This window comes from Uniformispora flossi (genome assembly GCF_049534875.1).
In the GTDB taxonomy this organism is placed as follows: Bacteria; Actinomycetota; Actinomycetes; order Streptomycetales; family Streptomycetaceae; genus Yinghuangia; species Yinghuangia aomiensis.
The window spans coordinates 67,216-82,813 of sequence record NZ_JBMULZ010000015.1 but is presented as its reverse complement, the minus strand read 5'-3'; the positions used below and the strand labels follow the sequence as shown (position 1 = coordinate 82,813).

12 protein-coding genes are annotated in these 15,598 nt (G+C 72.0%); 9 read left to right on the top strand and 3 right to left on the bottom strand.

Annotated elements, in window-relative coordinates; genetic code table 11:
• The first annotated feature begins 23 nt into the window (after positions 1-23).
• The 3 genes from ACPA54_RS27970 (at position 24) to ACPA54_RS27960 (ending at position 2,448) form a co-directional block, all read left to right on the top strand.
• The gene (locus tag ACPA54_RS27970) at positions 24-314 is read left to right on the top strand and encodes a WXG100 family type VII secretion target (RefSeq protein ID WP_345679330.1); all 291 of its coding nucleotides are present in this window, start codon (positions 24-26) and stop codon (positions 312-314) included.
• 141 nt (positions 315-455) lie between these two features.
• A complete protein-coding gene (gene mycP / locus ACPA54_RS27965; protein WP_423534155.1) occupies positions 456-1,697 on the top strand; it encodes a type VII secretion-associated serine protease mycosin in 1,242 nt (413 codons plus the stop codon).
• A 79-nt stretch (positions 1,698-1,776) separates the two neighbouring features.
• Positions 1,777-2,448, top strand: a complete 672-nt coding sequence (locus ACPA54_RS27960; RefSeq protein ID WP_423534154.1) for a hypothetical protein — start codon at positions 1,777-1,779, stop codon at positions 2,446-2,448.
• A 32-nt stretch (positions 2,449-2,480) separates the two neighbouring features.
• Here ACPA54_RS27960 and eccCa read toward each other — a convergent pair whose 3' ends face one another.
• Positions 2,481-6,473, bottom strand: coding sequence for a type VII secretion protein EccCa (eccCa, locus tag ACPA54_RS27955; protein WP_423534153.1), 3,993 nt, complete (start codon positions 6,471-6,473; stop codon positions 2,481-2,483).
• 318 nt (positions 6,474-6,791) lie between these two features.
• Here eccCa and eccD point away from each other — a divergent pair, with 318 nt between their 5' ends.
• The 6 genes from eccD (at position 6,792) to ACPA54_RS27925 (ending at position 14,067) form a co-directional block, all read left to right on the top strand.
• Positions 6,792-8,234 carry a type VII secretion integral membrane protein EccD gene (eccD, locus tag ACPA54_RS27950; RefSeq protein WP_423534152.1) on the top strand — a complete coding sequence of 481 codons (1,443 nt, stop codon included), beginning with the start codon at positions 6,792-6,794 and terminating at the stop codon, positions 8,232-8,234.
• Positions 8,235-8,436: 202 nt separating this feature from the next.
• Positions 8,437-8,724 (top strand): 30S ribosomal protein S15, encoded by a 288-nt coding sequence (gene rpsO / locus ACPA54_RS27945; protein WP_235058440.1) that lies wholly within the window; start codon positions 8,437-8,439, stop codon positions 8,722-8,724.
• Between the two features lie 387 nt (positions 8,725-9,111).
• On the top strand, positions 9,112-11,325 hold the full coding sequence (locus ACPA54_RS27940) for a polyribonucleotide nucleotidyltransferase (protein WP_423534151.1): 2,214 nt from the start codon (positions 9,112-9,114) through the stop codon (positions 11,323-11,325).
• On the top strand, positions 11,322-12,680 hold the full coding sequence (locus tag ACPA54_RS27935) for a M16 family metallopeptidase (protein WP_345679336.1): 1,359 nt from the start codon (positions 11,322-11,324) through the stop codon (positions 12,678-12,680). Before ACPA54_RS27940 ends, ACPA54_RS27935 begins: the two co-directional genes overlap by 4 nt.
• A 120-nt stretch (positions 12,681-12,800) precedes the next feature.
• The gene (gene dapB, locus ACPA54_RS27930; protein ID WP_423534150.1) at positions 12,801-13,553 is read left to right on the top strand and encodes a 4-hydroxy-tetrahydrodipicolinate reductase; all 753 of its coding nucleotides are present in this window, start codon (positions 12,801-12,803) and stop codon (positions 13,551-13,553) included.
• A gap of 22 nt (positions 13,554-13,575) precedes the next feature.
• Positions 13,576-14,067: a hypothetical protein gene (locus ACPA54_RS27925; protein ID WP_423534149.1), complete on the top strand. Its 492-nt coding sequence runs from the start codon at positions 13,576-13,578 to the stop codon at positions 14,065-14,067.
• Positions 14,068-14,161: 94 nt separating this feature from the next.
• On the opposite strand, the gene ACPA54_RS27920 is transcribed toward ACPA54_RS27925, so the two are convergent.
• Positions 14,162-14,929, bottom strand: a complete 768-nt coding sequence (locus tag ACPA54_RS27920; protein WP_423534148.1) for a TetR/AcrR family transcriptional regulator — start codon at positions 14,927-14,929, stop codon at positions 14,162-14,164.
• 130 nt (positions 14,930-15,059) lie between these two features.
• Positions 15,060-15,554 (bottom strand): GNAT family N-acetyltransferase, encoded by a 495-nt coding sequence (locus ACPA54_RS27915; RefSeq protein ID WP_423534251.1) that lies wholly within the window; start codon positions 15,552-15,554, stop codon positions 15,060-15,062.
• Positions 15,555-15,598 lie beyond the last annotated feature (44 nt).

The window sequence follows — 15,598 nt, the reverse complement described above, 5'->3', positions numbered from 1 at the left end:
TCACACCAAATCGGGGAGAAATCATGGGTTCGCCCATCGTCGTCACATACGCCACCATCACCGGCGGCGCGTCGCAGATCCGCGGCATCAACAACGACATCAAGTCCCGCCTCGACGACCTCAAGGCCAAGGTGGCCCAGGTCGCGGAGAGCTGGGACGGTGACGCGCACCAGCAGTACCTCGTGCGCCAGGGCCAGTGGAACAGCGCCCAGACCGAACTCTGCGCACTGCTCGACCAGATCGCGGTAGCCCTCGAAAAGACCGCGCAGGTCTACCAGGAGACCGAGTCCGCGAACGCCAAGATGTGGGGCTGAGCTTCCGCCCGGAAGCCCGCCGCGTACCGCCCGAGACGCCCGCCCGGCGCGCTTCGGGCGGTACGCCGTGCCGTCGTGCCCTGTCGTTCCTGCCTTCTTTGCCGTCTCCGGTTCCGCCGATCGCGAAGGACCCCTGCGACCGTGCCATCCCCTTCCCGGCTGCGCGCGGGGGCGTCCGCGGCCGCGCTCGCGCTGCTCGCCGCCCTGGCCGCGGCGCCCGCGGCCGACCTGTCCGGCGGCCGCGCGGCATCGGGCGGCGCCGTGCGCCTGGCCGCCGACAGCGACTGCCGCTACCCGGCCAAGCCTCTGGAAGGCAAACCCTGGTCGCTCCAGCGGGTGATGCTCGACCAGGTGTGGCTCAAGTCCACCGGCAGCGGCGTCCTCGTCGGCGTGATCGACTCGGGCGTCGACCCGGGCAATCCGCAACTGGCCCCCGCCCTGGCCGGGATGCCCGGCATGGACTTCTTCACGCCGGACACCAAGGGCGCGGTCGACGAGAACGGGCACGGCACCATGGCCGCCGGGATCATCGCGGCCCGCCCCGACCCCGGCACCGGCTTCGTCGGCCTCGCCTACGACGCGATGATCATGCCGATCCGGCAGAACGGCGGCACCGACACCGAGAAGGGCAACGTCGAGGGCTTGGCCGTCGCCATCCGGTTCGCCGCCGACAACGGCGCCCAGGTCATCAACATCTCGCAGGAGACCAGCGGCCCCGGCGGCAGCAAACCCGGCCCGCTGCTGGAGAGCGCCATCCGCTACGCCGTCGACGTCAAAGACGTCGTCGTGGTCGCGGCGGCCGGCAACTCCGGGGACAAGGACAACCTCGACACGTACCCCGCCGACTACGAAGGCGTCCTCGCCGTCGGCGCCTCGGACCGCAACAACGACCGCGCGGCGTTCTCCCAGAACAAGCCCTACGTCGGCGTGCTCGCCCCCGGCGTCGACATGTGGTCCACGGTGCCCAAGGGCGGCCACTGCCGCGGCGACGGCACGTCGTTCGCCGCCCCCTACGCGTCCGCCGTCGCCGCGCTGATCCGCTCGCTGCACCCGTCCTGGACCGCGCGCCAGGTCGTCACCGTGATCGAGCAGACCGCGCAACGCGGCCGGCCCGGCCACCTGGACGGCATCGGCTGGGGCGTCGTCGACCCGCTGCGCGCCGTCGCGTTCAGCGGCGAACCGGGCACCCAGCCCGTGGCCGACGCGGCCCGCCCGCCGCAGGCCGCCCCCATCCGCGTGGCCCCGCTCACCGTCGGACCGACCCGCGCCGACCGCGACCGCCAGACCGGAACGGTCGCGGCGGGCATCGCCGTTGCCGCGGTGCTGCTGCTGGCCGGCAGCGCCGTCGTGGTGCGGGATGCCCGGAACCGGCGGCAGACCTGAGACGGTTGGCCTACAGTCGCGGCATCGCGCTGCCGGGGGTGGCAGCGGATGTTCCGGAGACTCCCTGGGGGGACCACCCATGCGCCCGAACCGGGCCGCGGCCAAAGCCGCCGCATGCGCCTTTCTGCCTGCCGTCCTGCTGAGCACCGGCTGCGGCGGATCCGACGACGCCGCGGGCGCGCCCACGGCCGAACGGCTGCGGCGGGCTCTCGTCACGGCCGCCGACATCGCCGCCACCGGGCTCACCGTCGCGGAGTCGAACACCGGCGCGGACGCCGTCCCGGCCGCGGACAACGCCGCGTGCCAGCCGGTCCTGGACCTGCTGTCGGCCCGAGCGGCCGGCACGCCGGCCTCCGGATTGGTGGCGGCCACGGCCACCAATCCGCCGAAGACCGCCGAACTCACCGCGATTGTGCTGGTCTCCTACCCGCACGACGACGCGCAGAAGATCATGGACCGCGGAATCGCCGCGCTGGCGTCCTGCCCGACGTTCACCGGACCGATCGCCGGGGGCGGCAAGGCGGAGTACGCCGCGACGAGAGTGCCGGCATCGTCGTACGGCGACCAGTCGGCGACCGTGAAACTCGTGACGACCTCGCAGGGCGAGAGCATCACCGCGCAGTACATCGTGGCCCGGGTCGGCGGCACCCTGGTCGACGTGGTGCTCGCGGACACGAAGGGCGGCCCCGGCGGCCTGCCCGCCTCGACGCTGGTGGCGAAGCAGATCGACAAGGTGAAGGCGATCGGCTGAGCCGATCGCCGACCGCCTTCACCCGGTGCGGGTCAGTTCTGCAGCCACGCCGTCTGAATCGTCGACACGCCGCGGCGCCGCGAGACGAGCCGGCCGCGGCCCGGCGGGAGTTGGGCCGGGCGCACGCCGCCGATCAGCGGGCCCTCGTCGCGGCTGCCGGACAGCAGCAGGCCGCCGGTGCCCAGGTCGAGGAGCTTCTGCAGCACCGGCTCGTACAGTGCGCGGGCCGCGCCGCCCGAACCGCGGGCGATCACCAGGTGCAGGCCCACATCGCGGGCCAGCGGCAGGTACTCGATCAGCGGTGCCAGCGGGTTGCCCGACGACGAGGTCACCAGGTCGTAGTCGTCGATGAGGAAGAACACGTCCGGCGCCGACCACCAACTGCGGTTCCGCAGCTGTTCCTGCGTCACCTCCGGGCCCGGGATGCGGCGGCTCAGCGAGTCGCACACCTGCTCCACCACCGGGCCGAGTGCCGGGCCCGCCGCCACGTAGTGCAGCAAGTGCGCTTCCGGGACCGCGCCGAGAAGGGAACGGCGGTAGTCGACCGCGATGATGCGGGCCTGCGCCGGCGTGTAGCGGTCGCAGATGCCGCGGGCGACCGTGCGCAGGAACGCGCTCTTGCCGGACTCGTTCTCGCCGAACAGCACGAAGCTCGGCTCGACCCGGAAGTCCAGGAACACCGGTTCGAGCGCCGCTTCGTCGATGCCGATCGGGACCGCCTGCCCGGGCACCGCTTCCGGCGTCGGCAGCCGGTCGTAGGCGAGCAGTCGCGGCAGCATCCGCACCCGCGGCGCCGGAGCGCCCGGCCATGCCGCCTTCACGCGCGCCACCAGGTCGGCAGCGCCGTCCGCCAGGTCGAGCGGATCGCCGGAGCCGTCGACGCGGGGGAGTGCGGCCAGGAAGTGCAGGCCGTCCGGGGTGAGTCCGCGGCCCGGCGCGCCGGTCGGCACGTTCACCGCGATGCGCCGGTCGACTTCCGACTCCATCGGCTCGCCGAGCCGCAGTTCCAGCCGCGTCTGCAGCTGGTCCTTCAGCGCGGGACGCACCTCCGGCCAGCGGCCCGCGGTCACCACCACGTGCACGCCGTAGCCGAGGCCGCGCGTGGCGATGTCGGTGATCGCGGCTTCCAACGCCTCGTAGTCGTTCCGGACGGTGAGCCAGCCGTCCACGACGAGGAAGACGTCGCCCCACTCCTCGCCGGGCAGCAGCCCGGCCGCCCGGCGCTGCCGGAACGTGGCGATGGAGTCGATGCCCTGCGCGCGGAACGTCGTCTCGCGCCGTTCCAGGATGCCGGCGACCTCGCTGACGATCCGGCGCACCATCTCGCCGTCCATGCGCCCGGCCACACCGCCCACGTGCGGCAGTTCGCCGAGCGACGCGAGACCGCCGCCGCCGAAGTCCAGGCAGTAGAACTGCGCTTCGGCCGGGGTGTGGGTGAGTGCCAGCGACGCCACCAGGGTGCGGGCCAGCGTGCTCTTGCCGCTGCGCGGCCCGCCGACGATCAGCACGTGCCCGGCGGCGCCCGCGAGGTCGACGAACAGCATGTCGCGGCGCTGCTCGAACGGCTTGTCGACGATGCCCAGCGGCGCGGCCAGGCGCCCGTTGCCCGCCCAGCCCGCGGCCGCCAGACCCCGGTCCGGCGTCGCGGCCAGCGGCGCCACCGACGCGAACACCGCGTCCAGCGAGGGGGACTCCTCCAGCGGGGGCAGCCACACCTGGTGCGCGGGCGGGCCCTGCCCGGCCATCCGCCGCACGATCACGTCGAGCACCGTTTCGGCGAGCGCCGGGTTGCCCGGGCCCCCGGGCGTCCCCGGCTCGGGATCCGGCTCCGGGACCGCGGCCGACACGGCCGCGGACTGCTGCGCGGGGACGAATGCCGCCTCCGGGGTCCACGCGTTGCCGAAGAGCACCGGCCGCGGGGCTCCGCCCGGGCGGTTCGCCGCCAGACTCGCGCTGCGGTAGGCCCCCGACACGTAGGCCGCCTTGAACCGTGACATCGACTCGGTGTCGAACTTCAGCAGGCCCGAACCCGGCACCGGCGGCAACTGGTAGGCGTCCGGAACCCCCAGCACCGCACGGGACTCCGCCGCGGAGAACGTCCGCAGACCGATCCGGTACGACAAATAGGTGTCCAGCCCTCGCAGCCGCCCTTCCTCCAAGCGCTGCGACGCCAGTAGAAGGTGCACGCCGAGCGACCGGCCGATCCGCCCGATCTGGATGAACATATCGATGAAGTCAGGTTTGGCCGTGAGGAGTTCGCTGAACTCATCGATGATGATGACCAGCGACGACAACGGCTCCAGGGGAGCGCCCGCAGCCCGCGCCCGCTCGTACTCGTGGATGTTGGGGTAGTTGCCCGCCGCCCGCAGCAGCTCCTGGCGGCGGGTCAGCTCGCCGGTGATCGCGTCCCGCATGCGGTCCACCAGCGTCAGGTCGTCCGCCAGGTTCGTGATCACCGCGGCGACGTGCGGCATCTCCGACATCCCGGAGAACGTCGCACCGCCCTTGAAGTCGGCGAGCACGAAGTTGAGGATCTCCGAACTGTGCGTCATCGCCAACCCCAGCACGAGCGTGCGCAGCAGCTCCGACTTGCCCGAACCCGTCGCCCCGACGCACAGCCCGTGCGGGCCCATGCCCTCGAGCGCGGACTCCTTCAAGTCCAGGAACACCGGCTCGCCGCCCTCGCCCAAGCCGATCGGCACCCGCAGCCGGTCGTGCGGGGGGCGCGGCCGCCACGTCTGCGCGACGTCCACCGATGCCGCGTCGCCGACGCCCATCAGCTCGGTGAAGTCCAGGTTCGCCAACAGCGGTTCGTCGCCGTCCGCGTTCGACAGCCGCAGCGGCGCCAACGCGCGCGCCAGCGCCTCCGCATCGTGCACGCTCAGGACGTCGGGCCGGCCCTCGTACGCGGTCCCCGACGCCGAATCCAGCACCAGCCGATCCGGCTCCGCCAGCACCGCGAGCCCGCCCCGCAACTCGTCCAGCGGACCGGCCACCACCTCGATGACCGTCACGCCCTGCAGGCCCTCGGACGCCGCGAGCACCGAACCCGACGGCACCGTCCCGCCGTCCAGCACCACGACCAGATGCGGCTGGTCCAACACCGGCGCACCACCCGGCGCGAACCGCGGCCGATTGCCGATCCGTTCACCCAGCAGCCGCTCGACCTCGCCCAGATCCTCCACGATCAGACGCAGCGAACCCGCGCCGTCGGTCTCCGTCGGATGCTGCGCATGCGGCAGCCACTTCGCCCAGTCCCACTGCGGCGCCTTCGACGGATGCACGGCCGCGGCGATCACCACGTCGTCGGGGGAGTGCAGCACCGCGAGCTGCGCGAGCATCGCCCGCGCGACCCCATACACCGTGTCCGGATCACCCGAGACCGTCAGGTGGTAGAACGACCGCAGCGACACCGCCATCGGCAAGTCGTCCAGCATCGACTGGGTCAGCAGGAACCGCCGCATCGCCTCCGCGCACAACGGCTCCAGGTCGTCCAGCGGCGCCGTCTGCGGCGCCACCAGCGGCGTCGCCAACTGCTGCTGCCCCGTGCCCACCCGGATCTGCGCGAAGTCCGCGTCGCCCGCCCGGCGTTCCCATATCCGCCGGCCACCCGCCACCACCGACCACAGCTGGTCCGGCGCGGGATGCGTCCACAACTGCGCGCCCCGTTGCCGGCGCGCCGTCCGGCGCACCTTGCCGCGCTGCTGGTCCAGGTACTTCAGATAGTCGCGGCGCGCGTCCAGCATCGCCGGAGAATTGCCGCGGCGCGCCCGAGCGATGTTGGCGATCACCATGCCCAGCGACGACATCATCATCATGCCGCCCATCACGAACATCATCTTGTTCGCGCCCGGCATGAACAGGAACCCCGCCGAACCCAGCGTGGTCATCATCGGCAGCAGGCTGTTCATCCAGCCCTGCTCCTGTCGGCGCTCCAGCTCCGGCGGTGCCTGCAACACGACTTCGTCCGCAGGCACCGCGGGCGGATACACCCTCGGCGGTCGCTTGACGATCACCACGGTCATGTGAATTCGGCCCCCATCCGCGTCACTTCCGACCGCCGGCCGCACCGGCGCCGCGCAAACCGCACCCGGACAAGGAGGGATGGACCAGGGACCCACCCACCCCGTCAGGGCGGTCTCCAGCGAAGGCCCGCGATGACAGCCGGAACTCCCGGGCACCGCAAGGCGATGGCCGATACTACTGGTTGGCGCCGGGGACGCCCCCGCAACCACACGCCGTGCCTTCCACCCGCGCAGTGCCGTACCCCACGGACCCGTTGGCGTCCGTTACAGTGCCGCCAGCCAAACAGCCACACCGGAAGCCAACGGGGGAGCCGCCGGGTGAGTACAGCAGTCGGCACGGTCGGAACCGCGGGCAGCGCCCCGTCCGCCGTCACCATCGCCACCGGACTCGTCCGGGTCACCATCGTCGCGCCGGACTGCCGCGTCGACGTCGCCCTGCCCGAAGACGTGCCGATCGCCGACCTCTACCCGGAGATCCTGCGCCTCTCCGGACAGACCCAGACCGACGGCGCACCCACGGGATTCCACCTGCGCCGCATGGACGGCGGCGTCCTCGACAGCGCCCGCGGCCTCGCCGCCCAAGCCGTCCACGACGGCGCCCTCCTGCGCTTCACGCCGCTCGCCGACACCCTCCCGCCGCCCGTCTACGACGACGTCGTCGACTCCGTCGCCGCCTCGGTCACCGCCGACCACCGCCTCTGGTCACCCGAACTCCTGCGCCGCGCCGCCCTGTCCGGCGCCGCCCTCTTCCTGAGCCTGGCCCCGGTCGCGCTCTGGCGCACCGCGGCACCGCACTCCGCCGCGGGCATCGCCGCCGCCGTCCTCGCCCTGCTGCTCGCCGCCGTCGCCGGCGTCCGCGCCCGCGTCTACGACGACCCCGCCGGCGGCGCCGTCCTCGGCCTCGGCGCCCTGCCCAACGCCTTCTACGCCGGCCTCGGCGCTATCGCCCCGCACACCGGCGAAGGCCCCGGCCGCGTCCAGTTCCTCGCCGCCTGCGGCGCCGCCATGATCGCCGCCACCCTCGTCGCGGTCCTCGTGCCCGCCCGCAACGCCGCCTACGTCGCCGGCGCCGGAGCCGGCGCGGGCGGCCTGCTCACCGCCCTCGGCCTGCTCGCCGCCGACACCACCCCCGGCCGCTCCGCCGCCGTCGCCGGAGTGACCGGGCTCGCCCTCGTCGCCTTCCTCCCCGCCTGGTCGGTACGCCTCGCCCGGCTCCCCATCGGCTTCCTGCCGCCCGACGCCCCCGCCGCCGCCCGCGCGACCGCCGACGACCCCGTCGACCACGAAGCCCTCGCCGCCCGTGCCCGCGCCGGACACCAAATGCTCACCGGCCTCGTCGGCGCCTGCGCCCTCGTCGTCGCCTCCGCCGCCCTGGTCACCGGCTACTCCACCGACACCTGGTCGCGCATCCTCACCGGCGCCCTCGGCATCGCCGTGCTCGCCCGCGCCCGCCTGTTCCGGCACACCCCGCAGGTCACCCTGCTGCTCGCGGCCGGCGCCGCCGCGCTCGTCTTCCTCTTCACCGGCATCGCCCTGCACACGGACTTCGACCAGGCCGAAGCACAGGCCTGGCTGTATGGGCTGCCCACCGCCCTCGGCCTGGTCTTCGCGCTGATCGCGGCCACCGTCCCGGCCCGCGGCCTGTCCCCCTTCTGGGGCCGCGGCCTCGACATCCTGGAAGGCATGCTGCTGACCGCCGTCGTCCCGCTCTGTCTTGCGGTTCTCGGTGTCTATGGGACCCTGCGCAACATCACCGCCTGACCCCGGCCCGACCGCGGTCCGAGCGCAGCCCGGCCGTCCGCCCGCCCGCGACTGCTACTGTGGGGACAACCTCCGGACCATCAGGCCCGGATTGCGTGCTGCCCGGGAAGCTCCGGCGGATCCGGGCGGCGCACAGTGAGTACCGAAGTCCCCCCGTGAAGCAGACCGGGGGCACTCACACTTCACTCGAATGGAGCACGCAGTGTCGCTCGACGCCGCAACGAAGAAGCAGATCATGACGGAGTACGCCACGAAGGACGGCGACACCGGCTCCCCCGAGGTCCAGATCGCGATGCTCTCGCGCCGCATCAACGACCTCACCGAGCACCTCAAGCAGCACAAGCACGACCACCACAGCCGCCGCGGCCTCCTGCTGCTGGTCGGCCAGCGCCGCCGCCTGCTGAAGTACCTGGCCAAGGTCGACATCGAGCGCTACCGCTCGCTGATCGCACGCCTGGGCATCCGCGCCGGTTCGACGGGCGTCCGCTAAGCACCACCGGGAAGGAGCGGCTTATTCCGAGCCGCTCCTTCGCCGTATCCCGGGTCGGTTTTTGTAGGCTGTGACACAGCGGCGCTGTGGGTCACACCGCGCCATCGACCGACCGGTAGCGACGGCGCCCGACAACGGCGCCCCGCCTGCCGCAGCACCACCCAGCACGACCCGCTCCTCCCGGCACACGGCCGGGGCGAGCACCACCATCGGGAGTGCCGCCCGTACGGCACAGGCGCCGGCCCACGGCGCCGGTCCTCGGTAGTGGCCCCCGGGAATCCGGTCCGCCGGAAACGCCCCCGGAGGCTTCGATCGAAGACCGGCCCGGCCGTCCCTGAACCGTCGCGCACGCCGCGGACTCCCACGACGCGACGAGGAGGGTGCCCCGTGGAGGGTACCGACGTGACCTTCGCCGAAGCCGTCATCGACAACGGCAGCTTCGGCACCCGCACCATCCGCTTCGAGACCGGCCGCCTGGCCCGCCAGGCCGCCGGTTCCGCAGTGGCTTACCTGGACGACGACACCATGGTGCTGTCGGCCACCACCGCTTCCAAGCGGCCCAAGGACCAGCTCGACTTCTTCCCCCTCACGGTGGACGTCGAAGAGCGCATGTACGCGGCCGGCAAGATCCCCGGCTCGTTCTTCCGTCGCGAAGGCCGGCCGTCCGAGGACGCGATCCTCACCTGCCGCCTGATCGACCGCCCGCTGCGCCCGTCCTTCAAGAAGGGCCTGCGCAACGAGATCCAGATCGTCGAGACGATCATGGCGCTCAACCCCGACCACCTGTACGACGTCGTCGCGATCAACGCCGCGTCGATGTCCACGCAGCTCGCGGGCCTGCCGTTCTCCGGCCCGATCGGCGGCGTCCGCGTCGCGCTGATCGACGGCCAGTGGGTCGGCTTCCCGACGCACAGCGAGCTGGAGCGCGCCGTCTTCGACATGGTCGTCGCGGGCCGCGTCCTCCCGGACGGCGACGTCGCGATCATGATGGTCGAGGCCGAGGCCACCACCAGCACGATCGAGCTGGTCAAGGGCGGCGCCGTCGCGCCGACCGAGGAGGTCGTCGCCGAAGGCCTCGAGGCCGCCAAGCCGCACATCAAGGTGCTGTGCGCCGCGCAGTCGCAGGTCGCCGAGAAGGCCGCCAAGGAGACCGCCGACTACCCGGTGTTCCTGGACTACCAGGACGACGTGTTCGAGGCCCTCGCCGCCGCCGTCTCCGACGAACTGGCCGCCGCGCTCACCATCGCGGGCAAGCAGGACCGCGAGAACGAGATCGACCGCGTCAAGGACATCGCCGCCGAGAAGCTGCTCCCGCAGTTCGAAGGCCGCGAGAAGGAGATCGGCGGCGCGTTCCGCGCGCTGACCAAGAAGCTGGTCCGCCAGCGCGTGCTCCGCGACAAGGTCCGCATCGACGGCCGCGGCCTCAGCGACATCCGCACCCTCTCCGCCGAGGTCGAGGTCGTGCCCCGCGTGCACGGCTCGGCGCTGTTCGAGCGCGGCGAGACGCAGATCCTCGGTGTCACGACGCTCAACATGCTCCGCATGGAGCAGATGATCGACACGCTGAACCCCGAGACGCGCAAGCGCTACATGCACAACTACAACTTCCCGCCGTACTCCACCGGCGAGACCGGCCGCGTCGGTTCGCCGAAGCGCCGCGAGATCGGCCACGGCGCGCTCGCCGAGCGCGCGCTGCTGCCGGTGCTGCCGACGCGCGAGGAGTTCCCCTACGCGATCCGCCAGGTGTCCGAGGCCCTCGGCTCCAACGGCTCGACCTCGATGGGCTCGGTCTGCGCGTCCACGATGTCGCTGCTCAACGCCGGTGTGCCGCTGAAGTCGCCGGTCGCGGGCATCGCGATGGGCCTCATCTCGGACCAGGTCGACGGCGCCACCGAGTACGTGACGCTGACCGACATCCTCGGTGCCGAGGACGCCTACGGCGACATGGACTTCAAGGTCGCCGGCACGAAGGAATTCGTCACCGCGCTGCAGCTGGACACCAAGCTCGACGGCATCCCCGCCTCGGTGCTCGCCGCCGCGCTCAAGCAGGCCAAGGACGCCCGCCTGCACATCCTCGACGTGATGATGGAAGCGATCGACCGCCCGGACGAGATGTCCGAGTTCGCGCCGCGCATCATCACCGTCAAGATCCCGGTGGAGAAGATCGGCGAGGTCATCGGCCCGAAGGGCAAGATGATCAACCAGATCCAGGACGACACCGGCGCCGACATCACGATCGAGGACGACGGCACGATCTACATCGGCGCCACCGACGGCCCGTCCGCCGAGGCCGCGCGGAACGTGATCAACCAGATCGCGAACCCGCAGATGCCGGAGGTCGGCGAGCGCTACCTCGGCACCGTCGTCAAGACCACGACGTTCGGCGCGTTCGTCTCGCTCATGCCCGGCAAGGACGGCCTGCTGCACGTCTCGCAGCTGCGCAAGATGGCCGGCGGCAAGCGCGTCGAGAACGTCGAGGACGTCGTCAAGGTCGGCGACAAGGTCCAGGTCGAGATCGCCGAGATCGACCAGCGCGGCAAGCTGTCCCTCGTCCCGGTGGTCGAGGGCGAAGAGCAGGCCGGGGACGACTCCGCCAAGTGACGAAGAAGTCCGTCGGGAGCCCGGCCGCTGCCTACGCGCAGCGGTCGGGCTCGACCAAGACCATCCTCAAGGGCGACGACGGCGGCATAGTCCGACGGACCGTCCTCCCCGGCGGCCTGCGGGTCCTCACCGAGGCCATGCCCGGCGTCCGTTCGGCGACCTTCGGCATCTGGGTCGGCATCGGCTCCCGCGACGAGGCCCCGGCCCTCGCGGGCGCCACCCACTACCTGGAGCACCTGCTCTTCAAGGGCACCGCCAAGCGCGACGCCCTGGAGATCTCCGCCGCGCTCGACGCGGTCGGCGGCGAGATGAACGCGTTCACCGCCAAGGAGTACACGTGCTACTACGCGCGTGTCCTCGACACCGACCTGCCGCTGGCGATCGACGTCGTCTCCGACATGGTGACCGCGTCGCTCATCCGCGCCGAAGACGTGGACAGCGAGCGCGGCGTCATCCTCGAAGAGATCGCCATGAACGAGGACGACCCGGGCGACCTGGTCCACGAGCTGTTCACCGAGGCCCTCCTCGGCGACCAGCCGCTCGGCCGCCCCGTCCTGGGCACCGTCGACTCGATCAACGCGCTCACCCGCAACCAGATCGCCGGCTACTACCGGCGCCGCTACCGGCCCCCGCACATGGTCGTCGCGGCGGCCGGCAACGTCGACCACGCCAAGGTCGTCCGGCTGGTCAAGAAGGCCTTCGCGGACGTCCCCGTCGACGCGGACGCCGAGCCCGCCGCACCCCGCGGCGGCCACCGCGCCATCCGCGGCGGCGGCACCGTGCGCGTCCTGGAACGCCCCACCGAGCAGGCCCACCTGGTCCTCGGCATGCCCGGCGTCTCCCGCAGCGACGACCGCCGCTTCGCCCTCGCCGTGCTCAACGCGGCGCTCGGCGGCGGCATGAGTTCGCGGCTCTTCCAGGAGATCCGGGAAAAGCGCGGTCTGGCGTACTCGGTGTACTCGTACACCTCCGGCTTCGCCGACCTGGGCATGTTCGGCATCTACGCCGGCTGCCTGCCCGGCAAGGTCCACGAAGTGCTGCGGATCTGCCGCGCGGAGCTCGCCAAGGTCGCCGCCGACGGCATAGACGACGAGGAACTCCAGCGCGCCATCGGCCAGCTGCACGGCTCGCTCGTGCTCGGCCTGGAGGACTCCGGATCCCGGATGAGCCGCATCGGCAAGAGCGAGCTGGTGTACGGCGAACACCTGTCCGTCGACGACCAGCTCGCCATCATCGGAGCGGTCACCGCGGAGCAGGTCCGGGAGGTGGCGCGGGACATCCTCGGACAACGTCCTACGCTGGCCTTGGTCGGACCGTTCCCGGACCCCGGCGCGTTCGCGGGAGCGGTGGCGTGACCGCCCCCTGACCGCCGGGCACGCCGCTTCCGGGCCACCGCACGCGAACGTCCACCGCGACGTTCGGGAACATCGAGCACATCGAGCACATCGAGCACTTCGCACACGAGGAGCACGCACATGACCGCGCTGCGGGTCGCCGTCACCGGGGCCAAGGGCCGCATGGGGGCCGAAGTCTGCCGCGCCGTCGAGGCCGCCGACGGCCTCGAACTGGTGGCGCAGGTCGACCAGGGCGACTCGCTCGACGCGCTCGCCGACGCCGGGGCCCAGGTCGTCGTCGACTTCACGCACCCCGGCGTGGTCATGGACAACCTCGAGTACGCCGTCACGCACGGCATCCACGCCGTCGTCGGCACCAGCGGCTTCAGCCCGGACCGCGTCGACACGGTCCGCGGCTGGACCGACGCCAACCCCGGCGTCGGCGTGCTCATCGCCCCGAACTTCGGCATCGGCGCGGTCCTCATGATGCAGTTCGCCGCCAAGGCCGCCCGGTACTACGAATCGGCCGAGATCGTCGAACTGCACCACCCCAACAAGGTCGACGCGCCCAGCGGCACCGCCCGCCGGACCGCCGAACTCGTCGCCGAAGCCCGCGCCGCGGCCGGACTCGGCGCCATGCCCGACGCCACCACGGACGACCCGGACGGCGCCCGCGGCGCCACGATCGACGGCATCCCCGTGCACGCCGTCCGGCTCCGCGGCCTGGTCGCCCACCAGGAAGTCCTGCTCGGCGACGCGGGCGAAATGCTCACCATCCGGCACGACTCGTTCCAGCGCACGTCCTTCATGCCGGGTGTGATCCTCGGCGTCCGCCGCGTCGGCTCGGTGCCCGGCGTGACCCTCGGGCTCGAGCACTACCTGGATCTGGACTAGGGACGTGAGGACCGACACTTCCGTGAAACAACGCGTCACCGCCCTCGTCCTGGTCGCGCTGCTCGTCTTCTACGTGCTGCTCGTCGGCAGCCGCGGCCTCATCGCCATCGACGACGGGCGGCCGACGGTCGTCACTCTCGGTATTGCGGTCCTCGCCATCCCCGTCGTCGGCGTCTGGTACATCTGGCGCGAACTGCGCTTCGGCTTCACGATGCAGCAGCTCGCCCGCGAACTCGAAGCCGAGGGCGAACTCCCCGCCGACGAACTCCAGCGCACCGCCGACGGCCGCATCGACCGCGCCAGCGCCGACGAGGTCTTCACCCGCCGCAAGGCCGAAACCGAAGCCGACCCGGACAACTGGCGGACGTGGTACCGGCTCGCCGTCGCCTACTCCGACGCCCGCGACAACGCACGAGGACGCCGGGCGATGCTGACGGCGATCCGGCTGCACCGGGGGGAGCGGAAGGGCGCGGGGGCGGGGGAGTCCCAGGGGTCCGGGGAGTCTCAGGACTGAGGGGCCGGGGCTCGGGTTCGGGGGGCTTCGGGGCCTTCGAGGGCTTTCGGGTTCCGCGTTCGGGTCCCGCGTTTCGGGGGCTGGGCCTCGGGGTTTAGGCGAGGGCTATGCCGGCGGTGGGCTCGGTGGGGGGCTGTGACGGTCCTGCCGGGTCGGCCGTGCCGCTCCGGTCTTCCGCGTTGTTCCTCGTGTCCGTTGTGACCGTCGCGTCCGTCGCGTCCGTCGTGTTCGTCGTGTCCGTCGGGGGGCGCACGTGGAGAGCTGTGAGGGTTTCCGGTGAGGCCGGGGCCGCGAAGATCCCCACGACCGCGTCCACCAAATCGGCGACGAACGCCATCGGCGGCAAGACGTCCGCGGTACTGCCCTCGTAGACCCGTTGCTCGCGGTCCGCGGTCGCGTGCACCAGCAGACTCCCGCCGAGCTGCAGCCGACTGCGGCGGATCGGCGTCGGCACGTGTCCCATCGCGGCGCCGATCATCCCGCCGATCCGCGTCACACTGCCCTCCACGCCCATCGCGGGCAGGGCATACACCGACGCCCCGGCGTGCTGGTGCACGCGGGCGAGGAACCGCACGTAGAAACTCCCCCCGGCATCGATCTGCTCGGCGAGCGGACGCACCATCGCATCGGTCAACGCCCGCAAATCGGTCGCACGGCCGGCCGCCACCAGCGCGTCCACGAGATCCTCGCGGCGCCGGTTGATCGTCTCCAGACGGAACGCGAAGATCGCCCGGATCAACTCTTCCTTCGTCCCGAAGTGGTACTGCGCCGCCGAGTTGTTGCGCTGCCCCGCGGCGACGCTGATCTGCCGCAACGACACCGCGTCGATGCCGTGCACGGCGAACAGGCGCTCGGCGGTCAAGAGCAAACGTTCCCGCGTCGAAGCCGCATGCGAAGCGGAGGTCGGCGTCACGCGCCAACGTTAAGACGAGTGTCTTAGCACTTCAATGCGTGATCACCGGGACTTTGCCCTTCGCGTTACGCTCGGCCGCTCACGCGTCCGGTGCGCCCGCTCCCGTGTCGGTGTGCAGCCGAAACTGGCGCACCCGCTGCTCGCCGCGCTCGTCCAACTCCAACTCCCGGCGCGCACCGTCCGCCGCCCACCCCGCCGACTCCAGAAACTCCCGCAACGGCCGGTCCGGCTCCAACACCCACATCACCACCGTCCCCGCGCCGGCCCCCCGCGCGTGCTCCACCGCCGCGGCCAACAGCCGCGACCCATGCCCGCGCCGCTGCTCCGCGGGACTCACCACCAGGATGCTCAACTCGACATCCGACTCCACCAGATCCGGATCCTGCGCGGGCACCACCGCGGCAAACCCCACCGGCTCCGGCCCGGCACACGCCACCAACACCGCATGCCGCTCCGTCGGCGGATGCTCGATCGCATGCCCCCACCCGGCGGCCAACACCTCGGGATCGAACGGCTCCAACGCAGCCTCCGGCAGCACCCCCTCATACGCCGCCCGCCACGCCGCCGCCTGCACTACCCCCAACGCCCCGCCATCCCCGGCCCGCCCACCCCGCACAC

Excerpts from the sequence above, each read along its gene's own strand:
- eccCa (WP_423534153.1), bottom strand. The coding sequence starts at position 6,473 with ATGACCGTGGTGATCGTCAAGCGACCGCCGAGGGTGTATCCGCCCGCG.
- ACPA54_RS27970 (WP_345679330.1), top strand. The coding sequence starts at position 24 with ATGGGTTCGCCCATCGTCGTCACATACGCCACCATCACCGGCGGCGCG.
- ACPA54_RS27960 (WP_423534154.1), top strand. The coding sequence starts at position 1,777 with ATGCGCCCGAACCGGGCCGCGGCCAAAGCCGCCGCATGCGCCTTTCTG.
- dapB (WP_423534150.1), top strand. The coding sequence starts at position 12,801 with ATGACCGCGCTGCGGGTCGCCGTCACCGGGGCCAAGGGCCGCATGGGG.